Annotated in this window: 20 protein-coding genes; 8 read left to right on the top strand and 12 right to left on the bottom strand. The window is 71.0% G+C overall.

Features of this window, described 5'->3' with window-relative positions:
* Positions 1–254: 254 nt before the first annotated feature.
* Entirely contained in the window at positions 255–1,235 is a 981-nt protein-coding gene (locus tag ABZ664_RS18610; RefSeq protein WP_362510715.1) for a pyridoxal-phosphate dependent enzyme, read from the top strand.
* Positions 1,236–1,332: 97 nt separating this feature from the next.
* Here ABZ664_RS18610 and ABZ664_RS18615 read toward each other — a convergent pair whose 3' ends face one another.
* Positions 1,333–3,426 (bottom strand): MMPL family transporter, encoded by a 2,094-nt coding sequence (locus tag ABZ664_RS18615; protein ID WP_362510718.1) that lies wholly within the window; start codon positions 3,424–3,426, stop codon positions 1,333–1,335.
* 75 nt (positions 3,427–3,501) lie between these two features.
* Here ABZ664_RS18615 and ABZ664_RS18620 point away from each other — a divergent pair, with 75 nt between their 5' ends.
* Complete coding sequence (locus ABZ664_RS18620) at positions 3,502–3,972, top strand: MarR family transcriptional regulator (RefSeq protein ID WP_362510721.1); 471 nt, start codon at positions 3,502–3,504, stop codon at positions 3,970–3,972.
* A gap of 228 nt (positions 3,973–4,200) precedes the next feature.
* Here the strand turns inward: ABZ664_RS18620 and ABZ664_RS18625 are convergent, their stop codons facing one another.
* The gene (locus ABZ664_RS18625) at positions 4,201–4,614 is read right to left on the bottom strand and encodes an alpha/beta hydrolase fold domain-containing protein (RefSeq protein WP_362510724.1); all 414 of its coding nucleotides are present in this window, start codon (positions 4,612–4,614) and stop codon (positions 4,201–4,203) included.
* A gap of 27 nt (positions 4,615–4,641) precedes the next feature.
* Here ABZ664_RS18625 and ABZ664_RS18630 point away from each other — a divergent pair, with 27 nt between their 5' ends.
* Positions 4,642–4,872 (top strand): helix-turn-helix domain-containing protein, encoded by a 231-nt coding sequence (locus tag ABZ664_RS18630; RefSeq protein WP_362510727.1) that lies wholly within the window; start codon positions 4,642–4,644, stop codon positions 4,870–4,872.
* A 224-nt stretch (positions 4,873–5,096) separates the two neighbouring features.
* Here ABZ664_RS18630 and ABZ664_RS18635 read toward each other — a convergent pair whose 3' ends face one another.
* The 3 genes from ABZ664_RS18635 to ABZ664_RS18645 form a co-directional block, all read right to left on the bottom strand.
* Positions 5,097–6,068, bottom strand: a complete 972-nt coding sequence (locus ABZ664_RS18635; RefSeq protein WP_362510730.1) for a hypothetical protein — start codon at positions 6,066–6,068, stop codon at positions 5,097–5,099.
* A gap of 299 nt (positions 6,069–6,367) precedes the next feature.
* Entirely contained in the window at positions 6,368–7,279 is a 912-nt protein-coding gene (locus ABZ664_RS18640) for a helix-turn-helix transcriptional regulator (RefSeq protein WP_362510733.1), read from the bottom strand.
* Positions 7,280–7,518: 239 nt separating this feature from the next.
* On the bottom strand, positions 7,519–8,628 hold the full coding sequence (locus tag ABZ664_RS18645) for an epoxide hydrolase family protein (RefSeq protein WP_362510736.1): 1,110 nt from the start codon (positions 8,626–8,628) through the stop codon (positions 7,519–7,521).
* Between the two features lie 63 nt (positions 8,629–8,691).
* On the opposite strand from ABZ664_RS18645, the gene ABZ664_RS18650 reads away from it, so the two are divergent.
* Positions 8,692–9,666 (top strand): YafY family protein, encoded by a 975-nt coding sequence (locus tag ABZ664_RS18650; protein ID WP_362510739.1) that lies wholly within the window; start codon positions 8,692–8,694, stop codon positions 9,664–9,666.
* 285 nt (positions 9,667–9,951) lie between these two features.
* Here ABZ664_RS18650 and ABZ664_RS18655 read toward each other — a convergent pair whose 3' ends face one another.
* Positions 9,952–10,422 carry a hypothetical protein gene (locus ABZ664_RS18655; protein WP_362510741.1) on the bottom strand — a complete coding sequence of 157 codons (471 nt, stop codon included), beginning with the start codon at positions 10,420–10,422 and terminating at the stop codon, positions 9,952–9,954.
* 1,188 nt (positions 10,423–11,610) lie between these two features.
* Between ABZ664_RS18655 and ABZ664_RS18660 the strand changes: the two genes are divergently transcribed.
* The 4 genes from ABZ664_RS18660 (at position 11,611) to ABZ664_RS18675 (ending at position 16,256) form a co-directional block, all read left to right on the top strand.
* A complete protein-coding gene (locus ABZ664_RS18660; RefSeq protein WP_362510743.1) occupies positions 11,611–13,770 on the top strand; it encodes an ATP-dependent RecD-like DNA helicase in 2,160 nt (719 codons plus the stop codon).
* Positions 13,771–13,994: 224 nt separating this feature from the next.
* Positions 13,995–14,402 (top strand): helix-turn-helix transcriptional regulator, encoded by a 408-nt coding sequence (locus tag ABZ664_RS18665; RefSeq protein WP_362510746.1) that lies wholly within the window; start codon positions 13,995–13,997, stop codon positions 14,400–14,402.
* Positions 14,403–14,493: 91 nt separating this feature from the next.
* On the top strand, positions 14,494–15,228 hold the full coding sequence (locus tag ABZ664_RS18670; RefSeq protein ID WP_362510877.1) for an ABC transporter permease: 735 nt from the start codon (positions 14,494–14,496) through the stop codon (positions 15,226–15,228).
* Complete coding sequence (locus tag ABZ664_RS18675; RefSeq protein ID WP_362510749.1) at positions 15,225–16,256, top strand: ABC transporter ATP-binding protein; 1,032 nt, start codon at positions 15,225–15,227, stop codon at positions 16,254–16,256. The genes ABZ664_RS18670 and ABZ664_RS18675 overlap by 4 nt, the downstream gene beginning before the upstream one ends.
* A 263-nt stretch (positions 16,257–16,519) precedes the next feature.
* On the opposite strand, the gene ABZ664_RS18680 is transcribed toward ABZ664_RS18675, so the two are convergent.
* From ABZ664_RS18680 to ABZ664_RS18705, 6 genes are all read right to left on the bottom strand, one after another.
* Entirely contained in the window at positions 16,520–17,386 is an 867-nt protein-coding gene (locus tag ABZ664_RS18680) for a hypothetical protein (protein WP_362510752.1), read from the bottom strand.
* 9 nt (positions 17,387–17,395) lie between these two features.
* Positions 17,396–17,815: a hypothetical protein gene (locus ABZ664_RS18685; protein ID WP_362510754.1), complete on the bottom strand. Its 420-nt coding sequence runs from the start codon at positions 17,813–17,815 to the stop codon at positions 17,396–17,398.
* 241 nt (positions 17,816–18,056) lie between these two features.
* The gene (locus tag ABZ664_RS18690; protein WP_362510757.1) at positions 18,057–19,196 is read right to left on the bottom strand and encodes a serine hydrolase domain-containing protein; all 1,140 of its coding nucleotides are present in this window, start codon (positions 19,194–19,196) and stop codon (positions 18,057–18,059) included.
* 167 nt (positions 19,197–19,363) lie between these two features.
* Positions 19,364–19,906 (bottom strand): sensor histidine kinase, encoded by a 543-nt coding sequence (locus tag ABZ664_RS18695; protein WP_362510760.1) that lies wholly within the window; start codon positions 19,904–19,906, stop codon positions 19,364–19,366.
* Positions 19,903–20,979: a HAMP domain-containing sensor histidine kinase gene (locus ABZ664_RS18700; protein ID WP_362510763.1), complete on the bottom strand. Its 1,077-nt coding sequence runs from the start codon at positions 20,977–20,979 to the stop codon at positions 19,903–19,905. Before ABZ664_RS18700 ends, ABZ664_RS18695 begins: the two co-directional genes overlap by 4 nt.
* On the bottom strand, positions 20,976–21,662 hold the full coding sequence (locus ABZ664_RS18705) for a response regulator transcription factor (RefSeq protein ID WP_362510766.1): 687 nt from the start codon (positions 21,660–21,662) through the stop codon (positions 20,976–20,978). The genes ABZ664_RS18700 and ABZ664_RS18705 overlap by 4 nt, the downstream gene beginning before the upstream one ends.
* Positions 21,663–21,667: the final 5 nt, after the last annotated feature.

Consider the following 21,667-nt stretch of genomic DNA (forward strand, 5'->3'; position numbering starts at 1 on the left):
CACCACCCGGCACGTGAGCTCCTCGGAACCGGGGGAGCGGCGTCACGGCACGTGAGCAGGACCCGATGAAGTCGGCGCGGCGGGCTCGGTACAAGACCGAGCCCGCCGTGTCGCATGGAGGGCGTTCACGTCAGGAGAGGTGCGGCTCGCCTTCTCGGTGCGGGTCTGGGCGTCGTGGTCGACATGGACGAACCTCTCGGCCACCGAGGCGGCCCGTGTACGGAAGGGCGCCGGTGACGCTACGCTGCCGTGTCGTGCAGGAGACCCGTCTCGACACCGCTCGGATTCGGGCGGCTCGCCAGGTGATCGACCCGGTTTTTCTCGACACCCCGCTGTACCGCTGCGAGGCGCTGGAGCCCGGCCTCGGATGCGCGGTGAGCGTCAAGCTGGAAACGGCGAACCCGGTCCGCAGCTTCAAGGCCCGCGGCACCGAGGTGATCGCGAGCCGGCTCGCCGACGACGGCCCGCGGGCGGCGGTGTGCGCCAGCGCGGGCAACCTCGGCCAGGCCCTCGCCTGGTCCGGGCGCGGCAGAGGGCTCGACGTCACCGTCGTGGCCTCCCGTTTCGCGCCCGCGGTCAAGCTGGATCGCATCCGCGCGTTGGGCGCGAGACTGGAGCTGGTGGACGGCGACTTCGACATGGCGCGCGAGCGGGCCGTGGCCATCGCGCGCCACGACGGCATCCGGCTGGTCGAGGACAGCCTGGACGTCGAGACCTGTGAGGGCGCGGCGACAATCGGCCTGGAACTGGTGAACACCGCGCCGTCGTTCGACGCCGTCCTGATCGCTCTCGGCGGCGGGGCGCTGGCGACCGGTGTGGGGCATGTGATGAAAGCCCTCGCACCCGGAGTCGAGGTGATCTGCGTCCAGCCGCTGGGCGCACCGGCGATGACACACTCGTGGCGCCAACGGCGCGTCGTCACCACCGACTCGACCGACACCATCGCCGACGGCGTCGCCGGTCGGCGTCCCATCCCCGAGGTCCTGGACGACCTCCTCCTCGTCGCCGACGACGCCGTCCTCGTCCGGGAGTCGTCGATCATCGCCGGTATGCGGATGCTCCTCGACCACGCCGGCCTGGTCGTCGAACCGTCGGCCGCGCTCGGCGTCGCGGCGATCCTCGAGGACCGTGACCGTTTCGCGGGCCGGCACGTGGCCACCATCGTGTGCGGCGGCAACGTCGACATGCACGCCTATCACCGCTGGATCGGCGCGGCTCCCATCCGCAGACCTTGACGATCGCTCGTACGTCCTCGCGGATGGCCACCGCGACGGCCGGACCGCCTCCCCCGTGCCCTGCCGCACCTGGGATCACGAATGTCCCGGGCATGGGTCACCTCGACGCCTCGGTCAGTTCCGGGGACGTCTGCGGCGCGTCGGTCCTGCCCAGGCGGCTGGGCCACCAGGCCCGCGCGCCCAGCTCACGTACCAGCGCGGGGACGAGCAGGGAGCGCACCACCAGGGTGTCGAGCAGGACGCCGAAGGCGACGATGAAGGCGAGCTGTACGAGGAAGGTGAGGGGGATCACCACGAGCGCGGCGAAGGTGGCGGCGAGCACGACGCCCGCCGAAGTGATCACTCCGCCGGTGGTGACGAGCCCGCGCAGCAAACCCTCTCGCGCCCCGTGGTGCACGGTCTCCTCGCGCACCCTGGACATGAGGAAGATGTTGTAGTCCACCCCCAGCGCGACCAGGAAGACGAAGCCGTACAGCGGCACGGACGCGTCGCCGTCGGTGAATCCGAACACGTGCGTGAAGACCAGCGTGGAGACGCCGAGGGTGGCGAGGAAGTTCAGTGCGACGGTGGCCACCAGGAGCACGGGGGTCATCAGCGAGCGCAGCAGGACGACGAGGATGAGCAGGATGATCACCAGGACGACCGGGATGATGAGCAGCGTGTCGTTCTTCGCGGTCTCCGTCGTGTCGTACCGCTGGGCGCTGAAACCGCCGATCAGGACGTCGTTCTCGGAGGCGAAGGCGGCGCGCAGGCGCTTGACCGTGTCCTGGGCGGCGTCGCTGTCCGGGGCGTCGTTCAACGTCGCCTCCACCAGCACGAGCCTGTCGACGGTCTTGGGCGCGTCACCCGGCCGTCCGCTCTGGGACACCGCCGCGGCCTCGGACACGCCCTCGACGCCGCGTGCCGTCTCCTCCACGGCCGAGGCACGCTCCGCGGGGGCGACGATGACCGCGGGCTGCCCGGAGCCTCCGGGGAAGTGCTCGCTCAGCGCCGCCTGTGCCGCCACCGACGGGGCGTCGTTCACGAAGGTCTCGTCCAGCGGCACACCCCTCGCGCTCAGCTGCGGCGCGAAGAGGGCGAGGGCGATGAGAGGCAGGATGGTGGCGATCCAGAGCCGGCGCGGATGGCGGTCGACCACGGCGGCCACCCGGTGCCAGATCCCGTGTGCCGCGCTGTCGGCCGTACGCGGCTTCGACGGCCACAGGGCGGCGCGGCCCAGCAGGACGAGGGCCGCGGGCAGGAAGGTGAGCGCGCTGAGGGCGGCGCACGCGATGCCGATGGCGCCCACCGGGCCGAGCGCGCGGTTGTTGGTCAGGCCGCTGAGCAGCAGCGCGAGCAGGGCGAGGGCCACCGTGGCGGCACTGGCGACGATCGGCTCGAACGAGCGCCGCAGCGCGACGCGGCCCGCGGTGAAGCGGTCGCCGGTCGCGGCCAGTTCCTCGCTGAAGCGGGCGGTGAGCAGCAACGCGTAGTCGGTGGCCGCGCCGATGACCAGGATGAACAGGATGCCCTGCACCTGACCGTCGACCCGGACGATGTCGCGGTCGGCGAGGAAGTACACCACGGCGCATGCCAGGCCGAGCGCGAAGATCGCGCCGCCGATGATGACGAGAGGTAGCAGAACGCTGCGGTACACCGCGAGCAGGATGATCAGAACGGTGGTGAGCGCCACTCCGAGAAGCAGGCCGTCGATCCCGGCGAAGGCGTCGGACAGGTCGGCCCGGCTCGCCGCGGGTCCCGCGAGCTGAGCCCGCAGGCCGTCGACGGCCACCGCCGAGCCCACTTGGTCCAGGACCTCTCTGAGCGAGGTGTCGAGGTCGGGGCTGAGCTGGACCACGCCCTGCAGCGCCTGGCCGTCCTCGGAGGGGATGGAGGGCGTGGGCGTCCCGACGACGCCGTCCGTGCCGCGCAGCGAGGCGAGCGCCTGGGTCGCTGCGGTGTTCTGCTCGGGGGTGATGTCGCCGCCGTTCGCGGTCCACACCACGATGAGCGGCTGCGTCTCGTCCTGACGGAACCTCTCCTGCGCTTCCAGGACGCGTGTCGACTCCGCGCTCTCGGGCAGGAAAGCGGCCTGGTCGTTGGTGGACACCTCGGTGAGCTTGCCGGCGAACGGCCCCAGCCCTCCGCCGATGGCCAGCCAGACCAGCACCAGCAGCGCCGGCACAAGCCAGCGGATCGGTCGCCGCCCCATGACATCACCTTTCCGTGACATACTATAACTCAATCATCGAGTATCTCAATAGTTGAGTTAATGTAGCATGGCGTCATGAGCGGCGACAGCGGGGAGGGCATCGACCGGCTGGCCTTCGCGATGCGACTGCGAAGGATGACCGCCGAGTTCAACCGCATCGCCCACGAGTTCGCCCACCAGCACGGGCTGCACCCCACCGACGTCCAGGCCCTGATGAAGATCTTCGACGCTTCGTCGCCGATCACCCCGAGCCGGCTGGCGGAGCAGCTGAACCTCACCTCGGGGGCCGTCACCGCGTGCCTCGACAGGCTGGAACGGGCCGGGCACATCCGCAGGGTTCGCGACGTGCACGACCGGCGCGTGGTTCATCTGCACTACCTCGACGCGGCGCAGGAGTTCGCCGCGGTCTTCTTCCGCCCGCTCGGCCACAGCACGGACAAGGTCCTGCGGCGTTTCAGCCCGGAGGAACTGCGCACCGTGGCTACCTTCCTTGACGCGATGAACGAGGAGCTTGACGTGTTGCGAGCCGCGCCGGGTTCTCGCTGACCCACTCTTCGAGCGCGCGGGCCTCACGGTTGCGTACGGCGTCGGTCTTCTCGGTCTTCTCGTTCGTCGTGGGCGTCGTGGGCGACGGGGGCGGGCGGCGGGTTTCCTCCCCGTTCTCCGGACACCTGGCCCGAGGTCGTCCCTGGACGGGGACATCGGCCGGGGCGGCGCCCACGTGCCGGAATCCGGGCTCATGACCTGGCTCATGGTCTGGCTCATGGTCTGAGGTCATGCCTTCGGGGCATGGTCCGGGCTCATGACCCGGATGAGCCAGTCGTCGCGCGTCCGGCGTGCCGCGGCCGAGAGGCGTACCTGCGGATACAGCGCGTCGAAGCCGTGGAAGCCTCCCGCCCAGATGTGGAGTTCCGCCTGGCCCCCGGCCGCCCAGATCCTGGTGGCGTAGTCGACGTCCTCGTCGCGGAAGACCTCGGCGGTGCCGGCGTCGATGTAGGTGGGCAGGCCCGAGAGGTCGTCGGCCATCGCGGGTGAGACGTAACCGGGCACCTCCTGGCCGGTGAGGTCGCCGAGAACCGACCGCCACCCGTACTCGTTCATCTCGCGGGTCCAGACGCCGTGCCCGCCGGAGTACTGACGGCTGGAGGTGGTGACGTTGCGGTGGTCGAGCATGGGACAGATCAGCACCTGGGCGGCGATCGCCGGGGCACCGCGATGAGCCCCATCCAGTTCCAGAAGCAGATCCGGTTGCAGGAGGCCAGGCTCCTGCTCGCCACACGTCCCAACGACGTCACCGGCGTCGGTCACAGCGTCGGTCACAGCGTCGGTTACGACAGCCCGTCACAGTTCAGCCGTGAGTACCGCCGCCAGTTCGGCGTGCCGCCGAGCGAGGACGCCGCACGCCTGCGCGGTTCGACGCCCCGCCTGTCGCCGGCCCCCGCGTAGCCGCCGTCCGCGAGGTGGTCGGCCGTGAGCATGACGAAGGACCGGCCGCCGATGACGGGACCGGTCCGCTCGTCGCCCCGACCTGGGGGCCTCTATGTCGCCGGGAGTGGCGTCGTCCATGATGCGTGCCCCGGTACCCGTACCGTGGCGGGCCGTACCCCCTGGCAGGTGGGCATGGTCACGGTGGCCGTGACCATGCCCGGGTATTCGTACCGCGGCGGGGTTTACGGGTGCTTGCGCAGGTGTGCGCGCAGCAGGTTGGGGTCGGTGGCCGTGGTGTAGGCGGCGCTGAGGACGTATACGTCATTGCCGCGCAGTGCGACGGAGGTGGGGTTTTGGAGTCCGTCGCCGGTGTCCAGAACGGTGGTGCTGGTGCCGTCGGGCTGGATGCGCACGACCGTGCTGGGGGCGTTGAGAGCCGCGAGGATCTCGTCGCCGCGACCGGTGAAGGCGAAATCATCGATACCGGCCAGGCCCGATGCCTTGACCTGTGGCTTTCCCGCCCGGTTTCCTGGGCGGATCGGAATGCGCAGGAGGGTGCCCCGGTCGAGGTTGGTCACCCACAGGGCGCCGCCGCGTACCTTCACGCCGTTTGCCCCGAGGAAACCGGTGGAGGCGAGTTCGGGAGCGGTGGACCAGGCGGTGGGTGTGCCGCCGGTGACGGGGACGGTCCACACGGTGCCGAGCACCGAGTCGGTGATGTAGAGCCGCTCGCCCTTCCCGTCCAGTGCCAGCCCGTTGGGCAGGCCGTTCGCGGGCAGCGCGGCGATACGCCGAGGGGTCTGGCCGTGGCGCAGCCGCCACAGCCCCGTCAGGTCGGCCGTGCCGGTCGCGTACAGCACGTACACGGTGCCGTCCGAGGTGTGGGCGATGCCGGTGGCCAGGGGGAAGCCGAGGATCGGCGTGTTGATCCCGCCGTCGGCGGGCGCGGGCAGTGTCGCCAGGATGCGCGTCTTGCCCCGGGGGGTGACCTGGGCCACCTGGCGGCTGGCGGCGAAGGTGATGTTCGCCGTGCCGTCGGGCAGCAGGGCGATGTTCTCCGGCATCTGGCCCGCCGACAGGTCGAAGTGGGTGGCGATCCGCACGTCCGTCAGCGGTCCCTTGGGAGACGTCGCGTTGGCCGGCGCGGTCGCGGTCATGGTGGCCGCGGCCATGAGAAGGGCCGACATGGTGATCTTGATGCTTCGCTTGGACATGGTTCCTTCACTGTTTTCCGGCATGCGGCAGCCGCGGCGCGGCGCCGTGGTCGAGAGGGGGTTCGGAGGGAGGTCGTGATCGTGCCGCCGACCGGCGGGCACGGGGGCGGCCGGAGACAGGGGCGGCAGGGAGGCGCTACGGATCGTGCCACCGGGTCGTCGAGCGCGAGGCCGGCCCTCGACGGGGGCGGCACGGTGGAGGGAGGGCGTGGTGGACACGCGCTGCGACCGGACGCACCCGGACGCCCACAGACACACCCGGACGCGCCCGGCCTCCTCGGCCGATGGAGGGGCTCGGGTCAGATGGTACGGGTCTCCGCGCCGAGGCGCGGCCGGGTCGCTTCCGGTGTCGTCTCTCGCGGTGCGATGGCCTGGGAGAGCAGGGTCAGAGCCGTCGCCGAGGGGGAGCCGGGGTCGGCTGTGGCCACCACCAGGGCCGGGCCGTTTCCCTGCGGGCTCTGCAGCGTCTGCTGGGTGACCGTCAACGTCCCGACCAGCGGATGGCGCATCTCGTAGTCGGCGACATCACAGGCCAGGACCCGGTGGTCGGCCCACACCGCGGCGAACTCAGGACTGCGCATGGTCAGCTCGCCGATCAGCTCGGCCAGCAGCGGATCGTCTGGATATCGCCCGGCCGTCAGGCGCAGGTTGCCCACCACGGCCCTGGCCTTGGCGGGCCAGTCGGCGTACAGGTCACGGGTGTGCGCGTCGAGGAACACCAGCCTGGCCATGTTCGGCCGCCGGCCGGGGACGTTCGGGCCGTCCCGGTCGAGATGGCCGGCGAACAGCCCGTGGCCCTCGCGGTTCCAGGCCAGGACATCACTGCGGCGGCCGATCACGATCGCGGGTGTGCTCCCGAGGGCCGCCAGCAGAGCGCCGGTCGCCGGGGTGACGCGTTCGGTACGCGGCCGGCCCGAGAGTCCGCCCCGTCTCGGTACGCGGGCCAGGGCGTGCAGATGGGCACGTTCGGACTCGTCCAGTCGCAGGGCGTTCGCTATGGCGTCGAGCACCTCGCGCGAGGCGTTGTGCGACTGGCCCTGCTCCAGACGCGTGTAGTAGGGCGCGCTGATGCCCGCGAGCATCGCGAGCTCCTCCCGCCGCAGCCCGGGAACCCGGCGCCGCTCGCCGTAGGTCCGCAGCCCGACGTCCTCTGGCCGCAGTTGGCCCCGGCGTGTCTGCAGGAAGTCGGCGAGATGGCCGTGCTTGTTCATGCAACCGAGTATGCGCGCGGCCGGCGACCCGCGCCTCACCCCGCCGGGGTAGGGATCGGCGGGGTCTGGCTCGCGCGAGCCCCGGCCTCCAGGATGAGCGCGTCCTCCTTCGACGATCCGGTTCTTCTCTTCGGGGAGAGCCCGTGAGCGTCGCTTCCGGTTCGCCGTCACCGGCTCCCGCGAGCGGACCGGTCGGCGACGGCGGCGTCATGGCGAGATGGCCGGCGGCGGAGCGGGGGTCAGCGCAGCCCGTCGTAGAAGGTGCGCAGGTCTTCGGCGAGTACGTCGGGCACGATGTGAGCGGCGTAGTGGCCGCCGCGGTCGTACGACTTCCAGTGCACGATGTTCGTGTGGTCGCGCTCGGCGAACGTGCGCATGGACACGAAGTCACCGTCGAACATCGCGAGGCCGGTCGGCGCCTTCGTGGGCTCGGTGGGGTGTTCGGCGCGCGCGTCCTCGTAGTAGAGCCGGGTGGCCGACGTCGCGGTGCCGGTCAGCCAGTAGAGCATCGTGTTGGTCAGGACGAAGTCGGCGTCGACGCTGTCGCCCAACAGCTGTGAGTTCCAGCCGAGCAGCCCGGCGGGCGAATCGAAGATCGCGTATGACAGGGTCTGCGGCTGCTGCGAGTGCAGGGTGTTGAACGACATCTTGGTGTCGTAGAACTCCTGCAGCACCTCCAGGGCCTTCTGGTCCTCCGGGGTGATCCTCTCGAACTCGGCCGGATCACCGGAGGGGAAGGAGAAGAGCTGGGTGACGTGCACGCCGACGACGTGTTCGGGGTCGATCCGCCCGACCTCGGGGGAGATGAGCGAGCCGCCGTCGTTGCCGACGGCGCCGTAGCGGTCGTAGCCCAGTCGCCGCATCAGCTCCGCCCACGCCCTGGCGATGCGGTACCGGTTCCAGCCCTTCTCCCTGGTGGGGCCGGAGAAGCCGAAGCCGGGCAGCGAGGGGATGACCACGTGGAACGCCTGCGCCGGGTCCTCGGGGTCGGTGAGCGGCTCGATGAGCTTCAGGTACTCCACGATCGAGCCGGGCCAGCCGTGCGTGAGGATCAGCGGCAGGGCGTTCTCGTGTCGCGAGCGGACGTGCAGGAAGTGGATGTTCTGCCCGTCGATCTCGGTGGTGAACTGCGGGTGCCGGTTGATCTCGGCCTCGCGGGCTCGCCAGTCGTACTCGTGGCGCCAGTATTCGGCCAGATTCCTCACGTACTCCACGGGGACGCCGTAGTCCCAGCCGGCGCCCGGCAGCTCGTCGGGCCAGAGGGTGCGATCGAGCCGGTCGTGGAGATCGTCCAGCCTGGCCTGCGGGACGTCGATGCGGAAGGGCTTGATCTCGGCGTTTTCGCTCATGATCGGAACACTACGGACCCTTCCGGTCAGCTTCTGTCCTGAAGTGCTGGCAGGGTTGGGGACATGCTGGAAACCTCGGCGCGGTTGCTGCGCCTGCTGTCGTTGTTGCAGGCCAGGAAGGACTGGCCCGGCGCGGCCCTCGCCGAGCGGCTGGGCGTGAGCGAGCGGACCGTGCGCCGCGACGTCGACCGGCTGCGCGAGCTCGGATATCCCGTGAACGCGACGCGGGGCACCGACGGGGGCTACCGCCTGGGCGCGGGGACCGTCATGCCGCCGCTCCTGCTCGACGACGAGGAGGTGGTCGCCGTGGCGGTCGGGCTGCGGACCGCCGCCGGTGGCACCGTCGCCGGCATCGAGGAGACGTCGGTGCGCGCTCTCGCCAAGCTTGAGCAGGTGCTCCCCTCCCGGCTGCGCCACCGGGTCAACGCGTTGCAGACCTACGTCGAACCCGTGCCCGCGGACAGCCCGGGCCCGGTGGTCGATCCGGAGGTGCTGACCGTGCTCGCCGCCGCCTGCCGCGACGGGGAACGGGTGCGGTTCGACTACCGCGCCCACGACGGATCGGCCAGTGTACGGATCGTCGAACCACATCGGCTCGTGGCGTGGGGACGCCGCTGGTATCTCGTCGCATGGGACGTCGACCGTCAGGACTGGCGCACCTTCCGGATGGATCGCGTCGAACCGCGCACTCCCACCGGCCCGCGCTTCCCGCCCCGCGAGCCGCCGGAGGACGGCGCGGCCGCGTACGTCGCGCGCGGGGTCTCGGCGGCGGCCTGGCGCCACCGGGCACGGGTCGTCGTCCACGCGCCCGCCGATGTGGTGACCGAGCGCGTCAACCCCGCGGTCGGCGTGGTGGAGGCCGTGGACGAGCACACCTGCGTGCTGAACACCGGTGCGGACAGCCTGCACGTGATCGCCGTGTATCTCGGCATGCTCGATCTGGACTTCGAGGTCACCGAGCCCCCGGAGCTTGTCGAGCACATGCGGGCCCTCGCGGCCCGCTACGTCCGCTCCACGCCGGTCCACGCGGAGGGGTGATGTCTTAAGGAACCGCCTTCGGAAACCGCCGGGCGGTCGTCGTCGAGCGCGGCCTTTCGTGTTGGGTCGTCGTCGGAGCCGTCGTCGAGCTGTCGTCGAGCGCTGCCTTCCGCGCGGATCCGGTCGGAGTCCCCGATCGCCGGGGGCGTGTCGCCCCGGTCGTGGCCTCGGGGACTCCGGTCCGTTTCACTCGCTCGGGTTCACCCGGTCCGTTTCACTCGCTCGGGTTCACCCGGTCCGTTTCACTCGCTCGGGTTCACCCGGTCGGGTTCACGAGTGCCGGGCTCACGAGTGGGCGACGAGGCACTTCTTGAGCGTGTCCCTGGAGTCCTGACGCTTCGGCGCGACCTTCATGAGGGCCGCGTCGCGCACCTGCACGTACTTGGCCCCGGCGGCGTTGTATGCCTCCACCATCTTCTTCGCGGCGGGGTCCAACGCCGGAGCCTTGACCCCGAGCTGCTGCAGGGCCGCCTTCTGGGAGAGCTGGTCGATGTTCGCGGCGGCACCGGCCTTCATCAGGGCGGTGTGGGCGGCCTTGACCTCCGGTAGGGCGTCGACGTTGCTAAGGGCGTCCTCGGCGTTCATCAGCGCGAGCTGCTCCTGCGCGCAGGGGGCCGGGGCGGTGGCGGCGACGGCGGTGGTGGCGGTGGCGCCGACGGTGGTCAGGGTGGCGAGAAGGCCGAATGCGGCCAGCGCCGTCGCGGTGGTGCGGGTGTGCATGGGGTGCTCCCGTGGGTGCTGAGGGTTGATTGGCATGTGACCTCATGCACCATAATCACTGTGGGTAATCACTCCACCGCTTCAAGTTAACGTCAAGGGTCGCGGGCCGTCCGATTCCCGAGGAGGCCTGATCGCCCGTGGCGCCGGCTCGGGGCGACGTCGGCCTCCTGCCATGACCTGTGAGCGGACTTCACCCCGGAGCGATGAGTGTGGAAAAGGGTGAAACCAATGGATTTCCATCGGTGCGACAGCGTCGAAATCCGACTCCCGACAAGCCATCCGACTTGCTGGGATCCAGTTTGCCGTTAGCAGGTAAGGCCGGTGTCAGCATCGTCGGAGAGTCATAACCGATCATGACATCTGGGGGAAAAATGCTTCGAAAACTGATCCCGATCCTGGTCGCGGTCGCGGCGGCCGGATCACCCGCCATCGCGACCAGGGCCTGGGCGGAGGTGGCGCCGGCCGCTTCGGCGGCCCGGTCGGTCGCCGCCGCGCAGACGGCCGGTACGTGTAGTCCGGGGTCGCCGTGCGCGGGGGTCTACTGCGGTCCGGGCCGCGTCTGCGTCCCCTCGCCCAAGCAGTGCTTCACCACGCCGTGCCCGCAGTACGACTGCGTGCCCGTGTCGGGTTACCCGGGTGGCTACCCCGGTAACCCGGTCGGATACCCGCCTCCGTATCCGGGCTGGCGTCCCCCCTACCCCGGCTGGCGGCCACCGTATCCTGGCTGGCGCCCCCCGTATCCATATCCGCGGCCACCGTACCCGTATCCTTACCCGCGGCCTCCGTATCCGTGGCCTCAGTATCCGGGTGCGCGGCCTCCGTACCCGGCCCCGATGCCTCCCGGACCGGGGCGGCCTCCGCACCTGGCTCCGATGCCTCCCGGACCGGGGCGGCCTCCGTACCCGGCTCCGATGCCTCCCGGACCGGGACCCAGGTCCATCGGTAGCTGACGGATCGCGGGTCGTTCGGGGAGCACCTCCATCGGCGGGCACCATGTGAGCCTGGCGCGTAGCGGTCCGGCCCTCACCTTCGTCGGTGGCTCGTCCGCGCCGACGATTCGTACGTCACATCCAGTGGTCCCGGCGTGCCCGGCGCCGCCCATCGCCGCCCCGGGCCGCCACGACGGCGGCCCGGGGCGGCAGGCGACGGCTTGTGGGGACACCGGGTGAGCTGGTCTGATGTGCGAAGGATGAGGTGAAGCCGGTACGGGGGTAACTTTCTGCCGTGGAGGCATCTGTCGAGCAGCTGGTGTACGTCCGCGAGGACGAGTACACGATCGCGCGGATGAGCGCCGAGGGCATGCCCGGCTTCGTCGCCTCCGGCCGGGCCCTGGGCGGGGTCCAGCCGGGGGAGACGCTCAGGCTCGTCGGCGAGTGGGGCGAGCACCCGCGGTACGGCAGGCGCTTCGAGGTCGTCGCGTGCGAGCGGCTGGTTCCGGCCACGGTCCGGGCCATCCGCATCTACCTGGGCTCCGGCCTGATCCGCGGCATCGGGCCGAGGCTCGCCCACGCCATCGTGAGCCACTTCGGCGAGGCGACGCTGACGGTCATCGACACCGAGCCAGGACGGCTCACCGAGGTCGTCAACATCGGTCCCGCGCGGCAGGCCCAGATCGCCGACGCGTGGCAGGAGCAGAAGGCGATCGCCGAGCTCATGGTGGTCCTGCAGGGCTTCGGGATCAGCCCGCTGCTCGCGGCGAAGATATACCAGGTCTTCGGTGCCGACTCGGGAGAGGTGCTCACCTCCGACCCGTACCGGCTCATCGGCAAGGTGAGGGGCATCGCCTTCACCACGGCGGACAGGATCGCCCTGCGCTCCGGAGTCGCGGAGGACAGCCCGCAGCGGGTCAAGGCGGCGATCCTGGACAGGCTGGAGACGGCGGCGAGCCGCGACGGGCACTGTTACGTACGCCTGATCGCGCTGATCGCCCAGTCCGCGGAGCTCGTCGAACAGGACCACGACCTCGTCGCGCGGATGGTCGACGCCCTCGTCGCCGACCGACGCGTGGTCGTCGAGGCGTCGCCCGACGGCCAGGCGACGGCCGTGGTCTATCTGAAGGAGACCCACAGCCGCGAGCTCACGCTCGCCGCCCAGCTGACCAGGCTCTGGGAGGCCCCCTCGACGCTGCCCATGCGCACCTTCCAGGAGGACCCCGGGCTGGACGAGGACCAGCGGGCGGCGGTGAACATGGCGCTCACCAGTACCGTCTCCATCCTCACCGGCGGTCCGGGCTGCGGGAAGAGCCACACCGTCAAGACCATCGCGGCGACCGTGAGGGCGATGGGCGGCACGGTGACCCTCACCGCGCCGACCGGCAAGGCGGCCAAGCGCCTGTCGGAACTCACCGGCCTGCCCGCCATGACCGTGCACCGGATGCTGGCCCACCAGCCAGAGCCCGACAGCGGCACGCTGTTCGAGCAGACGCCCGCGCAGGCCGACCTGATCGTGGTCGACGAGGCGTCCATGCTGGACCTGAGCCTGGCCACCCGCCTCACCGCGGCCGTATCGCCCGGCAGCCACCTGTTGATCGTGGGCGACAGCGACCAGCTTCCCAGCATCGCCCCCGGCAGCGTGCTCGCCGACCTGCTGCGTGTCGAGGCGATCGCGCGGATGCGCCTGACCCGGGTCTTCCGCCAGGCGGAGGGCAGCGGGATCATCCGGGCCGCCCGCCGGGTGAGGGCGGGCGAGGTGCCCGCGACTCCCGGCGGGGGAGGCTTCTGGTTCGAGGAGGTCGACGACCCCGAGCAGGTCGCCGAGCGGGTGCTGCACCTGGCGACGGTGGCGATCCCCCGCAAGCAGGGGGTGAGCCCGGACCAGGTCCAGGTCCTGTGCCCGATGCGCAGGGGCCTGACGGGGACGGCCGAACTCGGCAGGATGATCCAGGAACGGCTCAACCCCGCTCGTGAGGGGGTCGCCGAGCACTGGTCGGGCGCCTCCGCCTTCCGGGTCGGCGACCGTGTCATGCCGATCCGCAACAACTACGACAAGGGCGTCTTCAACGGCGACACCGGTACGGTCACCGCCATCACCCCCGAGGAGAGGGTCGTCGAGATCCGCACCGACGACGGGCAGACCGTGAAGTACGGCTTCGGCGAGCTCGACGAGCTCACCCACACGTACGCCATCAGCGTCCATCGTTCCCAGGGCAGCGAGTATCCCTTCGTGGTCGCGCCGCTCGTCACCGAGTCCGGGGGTGTCATGCTGCGCCGCAAGCTGCTCTACACCCTGCTCACCCGGGCGCGGTCGTGGGTGGTCGTCGTCGGCGAGCGCAAGGCCCTGGAGATGGCCGTCAACCGGCTGGACCACCGCCGCAACACGGGGCTCGCCCGCAGGCTCGCGCTGAGCCTCGGCGCGGGTCTCCACTACGAGGTCGCCCTCGATTGACAGTGATGATGTAGATGAGCGCTTCCCGCCAGGGTCTGACCCATCGACCGACTGACCTTGGGGCCTCAACGGGATCTGTCGTCCCCGGCAGGGAAACGCTCATGTGCCTTCGAGGACTTACCGCAGCCCGATGCCCCGAACCACGGCGGGAGGACGAATCTCGGCGCGAATGCCAGGAGGGAGAGGGCTCTAGGTATGAATATGCGAAGGTATGGTGATTGTTCGTGACGACGTTTCGGATCAGCGAGGCCGCCGCACTGCTGGGAGTGAGCCCCGACACCGTTCGCCGGTGGGTGGACGCCGGACGGCTCGCGGCCCGGCGGGACGAGCACGGCCACCGGACGGTGGAGGGGGTCGACCTGGCGGCGTTCGCGCGCGCCCAGATCGAGTCCGAGGAAGGCACGGGGCACTCCTCGGCCAGAAACCGTTTTCGCGGGATCGTGACCGAAGTGATCAAGGACGCGGTGATGGCCCAGGTGGAGATCGCCGCGGGACCGTACCGGGTGGTGTCGTTGATGAGCCGCCAGGCCGCCGACGAGCTTGGCCTGGAGGTGGGGGTGACGGCGGTCGCCGTGATCAAGTCCACCAACGTGGTCGTGGAGATCGCCGACCACGCCCGTACGACGAGTTGACGGCGCCGTGAGCGGTCCGTCCGACGGCGTGCGCGATGGCGCGGTGGCGGGCCGTCTGCCCTGGGTGCTGGTGCTGCCGGCCGTGGTGGGCATGGTCTTCCTGACGCTGCCGCTGGCCGGGCTGCTGATGCGCGCCCCCTGGTCCACCCTGGTGGAGAGGCTGGGCGAGCCGCGGGTGCTGGAGGCGCTGCGCCTGTCGCTGGTGAGCGCGACCGTGGCCACGCTGGTGTGCCTGCTGCTCGGTGTGCCGCTGGCGTGGCTGCTGGCCCGTGTCGACTTCCCCGGCCGCCGCCTGGTGCGGGCGCTGGTCACCGTCCCCCTCGTGCTGCCCCCGGTGGTCGGCGGGGTCGCCCTGCTGCTCGTGCTGGGACGGCGCGGCCTGGTCGGTCAGTGGCTGGACTCCGCCTTCGGCATCACTCTGCCGTTCACCACGGCCGGGGTCGTCGTCGCCGAGACGTTCGTCGCCATGCCGTTCCTGGTCATCAGCGTCGAGGGCGCGCTGCGCGCCGCCGACCTGCGTTTCGAGGAGGCCGCCGCGACGCTGGGCGCCTCTCGCTGGGTGATCTTCCGTCGCGTCACCCTGCCCCTGATCGTCCCGGGCATCGTCGCGGGAGCCGTGCTGTGCTGGGCACGCGCGCTGGGCGAGTTCGGGGCCACCATCACCTTCGCCGGCAACTTTCCCGGCCAGACCCAGACCATGCCGCTGGCCGTGTATCTCGCCCTGGAGACCGAGCCCGAGGCCGCGATCGTGCTCAGCCTCGTCCTGCTCGCCGTCTCGGTGATCATCCTGGCCGGCCTGCGCGACCGGTGGGTGAGCGGCCCGTGACCCTCGACGCCCATCTCGTCGTCACCCGGCCCCGCTTCCGCCTGGACATCGAACTGGAGGTCGCCGCCGGCCAGGTCGTCGCCCTGCTCGGTCCCAACGGCGCGGGCAAGACCACCGCGCTGCGCGCGCTGGCCGGACTCACCGCCCTGTCCGGCGGGCGGATCCTCCTGGACGGCGAGGCACTGCACCCCCTGGCGTCCGAACGTCGCCCGATCGGCATGGTCTTCCAGGACTACCTGCTCTTCCCACACCTGTCCGTCCTGGACAACGTCGCCTTCGGACCTCGTTGCCACGGCGCCTCCAGAGCGGAGGCGCGGCGCGGTGCCGCCGCCTGGCTGGAACGCGTCGGCCTGGCCGGGTACGCCGCGGCGAAACCCCGGCAACTGTCGGGCGGTCAGGCCCAGCGCGTCGCACTGGCCCGCGCCCTTGCCGTCGGCCCCCGCCTGTTGCTGCTGGATGAGCCGCTGGCCGCCCTCGACGCCCACACCCGCCTGGAGATCCGCTCCCGGCTCCGCCGCCACCTGGCCGACTTCGAGGGCGCGACCGTCCTGGTCACCCACGATCCGCTGGACGCCATGGTGCTCGCCGACCAACTGGTCGTCATCGAGAACGGCGCCGTCGTGCAGCGCGGCGCCCCCGCCGAGGTCGCCCGCCGCCCGCGCACCGACTACGTCGCCCGTCTGGTCGGCCTCAACCTCTACCGGGGACTCGCCGCAGGACGGCAGGTCAGCGTCGGTGAGGTGCGTTTCAGCGTCGCAGAGAACCTGGAGGGTCCCGCGTTCGTCGCCTTCCGGCCCGGCGCGGTCGCGCTCTACCGGACCCGTCCCGACGGCACCCCGCGCAATCTCTGGGAGGCCACGATCGAGGGTATCGAGCGGCACGGCGACAACGTCCGCATCCACCTGGAGGGACCCATCACCGCCTCCGCGGACGTCACCCCCGCCGCCGTGGCGGATCTCGACCTCATCCCCGGGCAGCGGATCTGGGCGTCGGTCAAGGCCACGGAGACCCACGCCTACCCGTCATGATCGGCAGCCGGACAGCCGGACAGCCGGACAGCCGGACAGCCGGACAGCCGGACAGCCGGACGGGCAGTCGGGTAGCCGGGCAGCCCGAGGGCCGGGCGGGTAGCCGAGAGCCGGACGGTTGGGCGGGCGTGAGGCCGCGGTGAGCGAAGGCGAGAAGGAACCGTCCCGTGCTCGCCGCACATGACACTGTCCGCCGGGGCGAATCCCCGCCCCCTTGACGGGACTCGCCCCGGCGGACACCTGGACCGGCGGACGGCGGACGCTTAGACCGGCGGGCAGTTCTGCGGGCCACCCGAGGCCAGGGCGGCGAGCGAGCAGACCGAGACCTTCGGGTGGTACGGGCCCATCACGGCGGCGGCGGAGGCCGGGTCACCGTCCTCGGGGACATTCTGGACGGCCTCGGCGAAGTTCTCGTCCACCACCATGTTGCGGAGCAGGACGGTGTGCGCGGCCCTCGGCTGCGTCGTGGAGAACGGCAGGAAGGTCACCCCGGGAATCCTCTCGATCGCCGCGCGCTGCGACTCCTTGCCGATCACGTACGTGTAGTGGCCGGTGGAGTCCAGCGTGGTCTCGTCGTCGCTGCGGCACCCGTAACTGACCGTTCCGCCTGGCAGGTTGTTCACCACCACGGGGAGCAGCGGGAAGGTGAGGTTCGTGCACATGGACCAGTAGCGCACGTCCTTGTCCGTCCTCGGCCACGGTGAGGGGTGGGAACCGACGGAGGCGCGCGGCGCCTTGCCCCGGACGACGACGACCTCGCGGTCGGCCGGCGGGGGGACGGTCGCGCTGAGGTAGGCGGCGTCCGCGTTCGGGAAGCCGCCGACGCGCCGCGTGTCGAGTTTCACGCGGGCGAACTTCATCGGCTCCGGTTCGGCGAGCGGCGGGTCCATGCGGAGTCCTTCGAGCGACTCCATCTGCCCCCGCGTGGGTGTGCCGGTGCTCTCACACCTGGGTACCGGTGTGGAGACGCCGTCGCGCTCGAAGGTGACCGACGGCAGCGGCACCCGCGAGAAGTCGCCGTCGGCCGGCAGGTAGGCCCGCAGGAGAACGTAGCCGTCCGCGCCCTCCGCGGTGCCCTCGGGAGCGAGGGGAAGCGTGTTGACCTGGCCAGGAGCCGCGTCGGAGCTCACGGTCACCGTTTAGCGCCCGCCGGGCTCCGCCTGCTGCTGCCACGGGTTGACGCTGCCCGGCTCCGGGTCGATGAGGTGGTCGGGCAGCGATGAGCCGACACCGTTGAACGTGAACGACCCTCCGCCGTCCTTGTACACGTTGAACGAGGTGTACCGGCTGTCCGCGTACTCACCCGAGAGCTTGATCCGCAGACGGTCCTGAACCGTGAACGGCAGGACCCAGTACGACGCCGCGGTGTCGGGGAAGAAGATGTTGACGGTGTCCGCGCTCACCCGGAGTTTCCAGGAGCAGTCCGGTGTCACCGGCGGTGCGGCGGTCGCGGCGGCGGCCTGTGGGAGCGGGGAGGCGATGAGCGCGCCGACTCCCAGTGCTGTGAGCAGCCCTCGAAGGCGAAGAGAGCGACGAGGGCCGGATTTCGTGCTGGTCATGTGAGTTATCCCCCTGTTTGCGATAGGTGTGTTCGATGGCACGGGAAAGCCGGAGCCCTGATGCCGGACCTTTGGTCCGGAGCTCCGATGCCGGGGCTTCCAACGGGAAAGCCGGAGCCCGATATCGGAGCCCTGATGCCGGGCCTCCAGCGCAAGGCAGGAAGAACGCGCCGTCCCCCGGCCTGTCCTCGCGGTCGGCCCCCGGCCGATCCGGCTCCCGCCCCCGTGCGGGTGGCCGTCGTCAGCGGGTCTTCGCCACCTCGGCGGCCACGGCGCGGAACGCGACCAGCGCCTCGCGCTGGTCGTGGGCCGAGGTGGAGACGGTCGACTTGACGACGACCACGCCGTGCTTGGGAGAGACGTAGACGTACTGCCCGCCGAACCCGGCGGCCATGAAGTCGCCCTCGTCGCCGTCGCCGAGCCACCAGTGCAGCCCGTAGCCGGCGTTGAAGGAGGCGGAGGGCGTGGTCGACTTCTTCACCCAGGCGCTCGGCACGACCTGGCGCCCCGCCGCCTTGCCGTCACGGAGGTAGAGCAGGCCGAACCGGGCGAAGTCGCGGTCGGTGGCGTGGTAGCAGCAGTAGCCGAGGCTGTCGCCGGTGGAGTCCTTCTCGATGCGCGCCGTGGACTCCATGCCGGCGGGCTGCCAGATCTTCTTCTCCACGTACCGGTGGTACGGCGTGCCCGTGGCGCGGCTGACGATGTCGGCGAGCACGAAGGAGTTCATGCTGGTGTACTCGAACCTGCTGCCGGGCTTCCAGCCGCGCACCTGCCGCGCCGCCAGCTTCTCGACCGACTGGCCCCGCTTCACGGCCATCTGCACCTTGGGTATGTCAGAGCGCTCGTCCCAGGCGATCCCCGACGACATGCGCAGCAGGTTGCGGATGGACACCCCGTCGTAGCCGGAGCCGCGCAGTTCGGGAAGGTAGCGGGTCACCTGGTCGTCGATCGAGCGGATGTGGCCCTCCTGCAGGGCGATGCCGATCGCGGCCGATGTGAAGGACTTCGCCATCGACCAGGACTGGAACCGGGTGTTGCGGTTGGCCTCGACGTAGCGCTCGTCCACGATCTTCTGGCCGTCCAGGACGACGAAGCCGTTGGTCTTCGTGCGCGCGAGGAAGTCGTCGAGGGTGCGCTCGTCGCCCTCGTAGGTGTAGGTCACCGAGAGCTTTCTCGGGTCGCTCCGCAGTCTGACCGGATTCGCCGATGGTCGTACGAGGTCGAAGGCACCCGCCTCGGCGACGGCCGGTGCGGACGGCGACGAGGCCGGTGCGAGGGAGGCCGACGTCATGGCCAGGGCTCCGGCCGGAGCCGCCGAGCCGATCAGCGTGAGTGCGGCGACCGTCGCGATCGCGGGTACTCGCAGGCGATGGATGTTCATGTTTCCCCCGTGGGTTCGGTGGCGGGGTGAGCCGCTCGCGTACGGCGGGGAGCATGACGCACTTTCTTGGCAGATTTCTGGCACGGCCCACGGCGGGACTTCGGCATGCCCGGCGGCGGATCTCCGGGACGGGCGACGGCGGAGATTCAGCGGACCTCCGGCACGGCCTACGGCGGGGACCGGCGGGGCTCGGCGAGCCAGGAGCCGACATCCGAAGGACGCTCACCGGGTCGCGTCGGGGAGTGGGTGGAGAGGGGAGTCGAGGCGGGCAACCGTACTTCGACGCGCGTTCCGCGGCCCTGCTCGGGGTCGGTCACCGTGACAGTGCCGCCGTGCAGAGCCACCTGCTGGCGGATGAGGGTGAGACCGAGGCCCGAACCCGGGCTGCCGGGCCGGCGGTGGAACCTGGTGAAGACGGAGTCGCGTTCGGCGAGCGGTATCCCCGGCCCCGCGTCCTGGACGGCGAGCACGGCGACCGTACCGTCGGCGGACAGCGTCACCGTGATCGTGGCACGCTCGGTGCCGTTAGTGCCGTCCATGGCACTCGTGCCGCCCATGCCGCTGTCTGCGTTGTCCGTTTTGTCCGCGTCGCTCACGGTGTCCGCGCTGTCCGCGCTGTCAGGACGGCCCGCCCCGTCCCTACCGTCAGGGAGGTCCGGGACATCCGTGCCGTGGATCGCGGCGTTGTCGAGGAGGTTGTCCACGATCATCCGGAGTCCTTCCGCCCATCCACGTACCGGCAGGTCGGCCGTGGGGGAGAAGGCGACGCGGCCCTCGGGTGGCGACGCCGCGCCTCCTCGACGGCGACGGCGGTGATCTCCGCCAGATCGGTCTCGGTGAAGGCCGCCGGCTCGACCAGCTCGCCGCGCGCCAGCCGGCGCAGCATCGTGATCAGCCGCTGTGTCCGGCCGTGTTCCGCACTCAGGTCGGCGACGATCTCGGCGCGCTCCACCGGATCCAGTCCGGGGTGGCCGAGCAGTTCCAGGTTGGTGCCCATGCTGGTCAGCGGCGTCCGCAGCTCGTGCGCCACGGTGGCGGCGAAGGCGCGGGCGGTCTCCAGCGCCTCGCCGGTGCGCGTCACCGCCGCGTCACGCCGGTCCAGCAGATCGTTGAGCACGCCGGCCAGTTCGTCGATCTCGGTGACCCCGGAGGCGGTCTCCAGCCGTGTCTCCCCCACGGGGGACGCGCCGATTCCCCGCGCCTGGCCGCGGAGTACCGCCAGGGGGCGCACCGCGAACCTGCCGAGAGCGAGACCGGCCACGACGCCCACTCCCGCCGAGATCAGGGTGACCAGCGCCAACCGGCTGCGGAGTACCCCGAGTCGCCGGTCGAGGTGCTCCTCGGACTCGAACACCCACAGGCGGCCCGCGCCCCCTCGCGGGCCCAGGTCGGACACCACGAATCGCCATTCCCGTGCGCCTTCGCCGAAGGTGGCCGGCCCCTCACCGGCCACGGCGGGTGTCGTGACCGGTACCTCTCCCATGTCGAACGACTTGCTCCCCGGTATCTCGACGCGTATCCCGCCGGGGCTGCCGGCCCCCATGGCGGCGGCCCCGGCGAGTCGTTGCGCGATGAGGTCCGGCGGTAGACGGGGGGTCATGCGGACGCGCCAGGAGTACGAGGTGGCGAGCGGCGCCAGCGCGTGCGCCCGCGTCGCCATCTGCTCGTCCCGCTCGGCGCGCAGGTCGCGGGAGACCAGGTTCAGTACGAGCAGGCCGCCCAGCAGCACCAGCAGCGGGACGAGCGCGGCCAGGCAGGCCGCGAACCGGGTGGAGAGCCTCACCGGTGCCCGTCCCGCACCACGAACCCGACCCCGCGCACCGTGTGCACCACGCGCGGCTCACCCCCGGCCTCCAGCTTGCGCCGCAGGTAGCTCACGAAGGTGTCCACGGCGTTGCCGGTCACCTCGAAGTCGTACCCCCAGACCCGTTCCAGCAGCACAGACCTGGACAGTACGACCCCCGCGTTGTACGCGAGCACCTCCAGCAGGTCGAACTCCCGGCGGGTCAGCTCGACCTCCCTGCCGCTCACGGTGACCCGGCGGGCGGTCGGGTCGACCGTGAGCGGGCCCACCCGGACCGTCTCGCCGACCGCCCGCCCGGCCCTGCGCAGCAGGGCACGCAGCCGCAGGACCAGCTCACCGAGGTCGAACGGCTTGACGACGTAGTCGTCGGCTCCCGCGGCCAGCCCCGCCACCCGGTCGGCGACCTCGTCCATCGCCGACAGCATCAGCACCGGAACCTCCGTTCCGCGTGCCCGCAGGCGGGCGCACACCTCGATGCCCGACAGTCCGGGCATCGAGACATCGAGGACGATCGCGTCGGGCGCGGTGCCTTCGGCCAGCTCCAAGGCCCGTTCGCCGGAGTCCGCGGTCTCCACGCCGAAGCCCTCCAGGCGCAGGCCGCGCCGTAACGAGCGCAGGATCGCGGGGTCGTCGTCGACGGCGAGGATCCGGTACCCGGTCATCGAGG

Source organism: Streptosporangium sp. NPDC006930, assembly GCF_040635605.1.
GTDB lineage: Bacteria > Actinomycetota > Actinomycetes > Streptosporangiales > Streptosporangiaceae > Streptosporangium.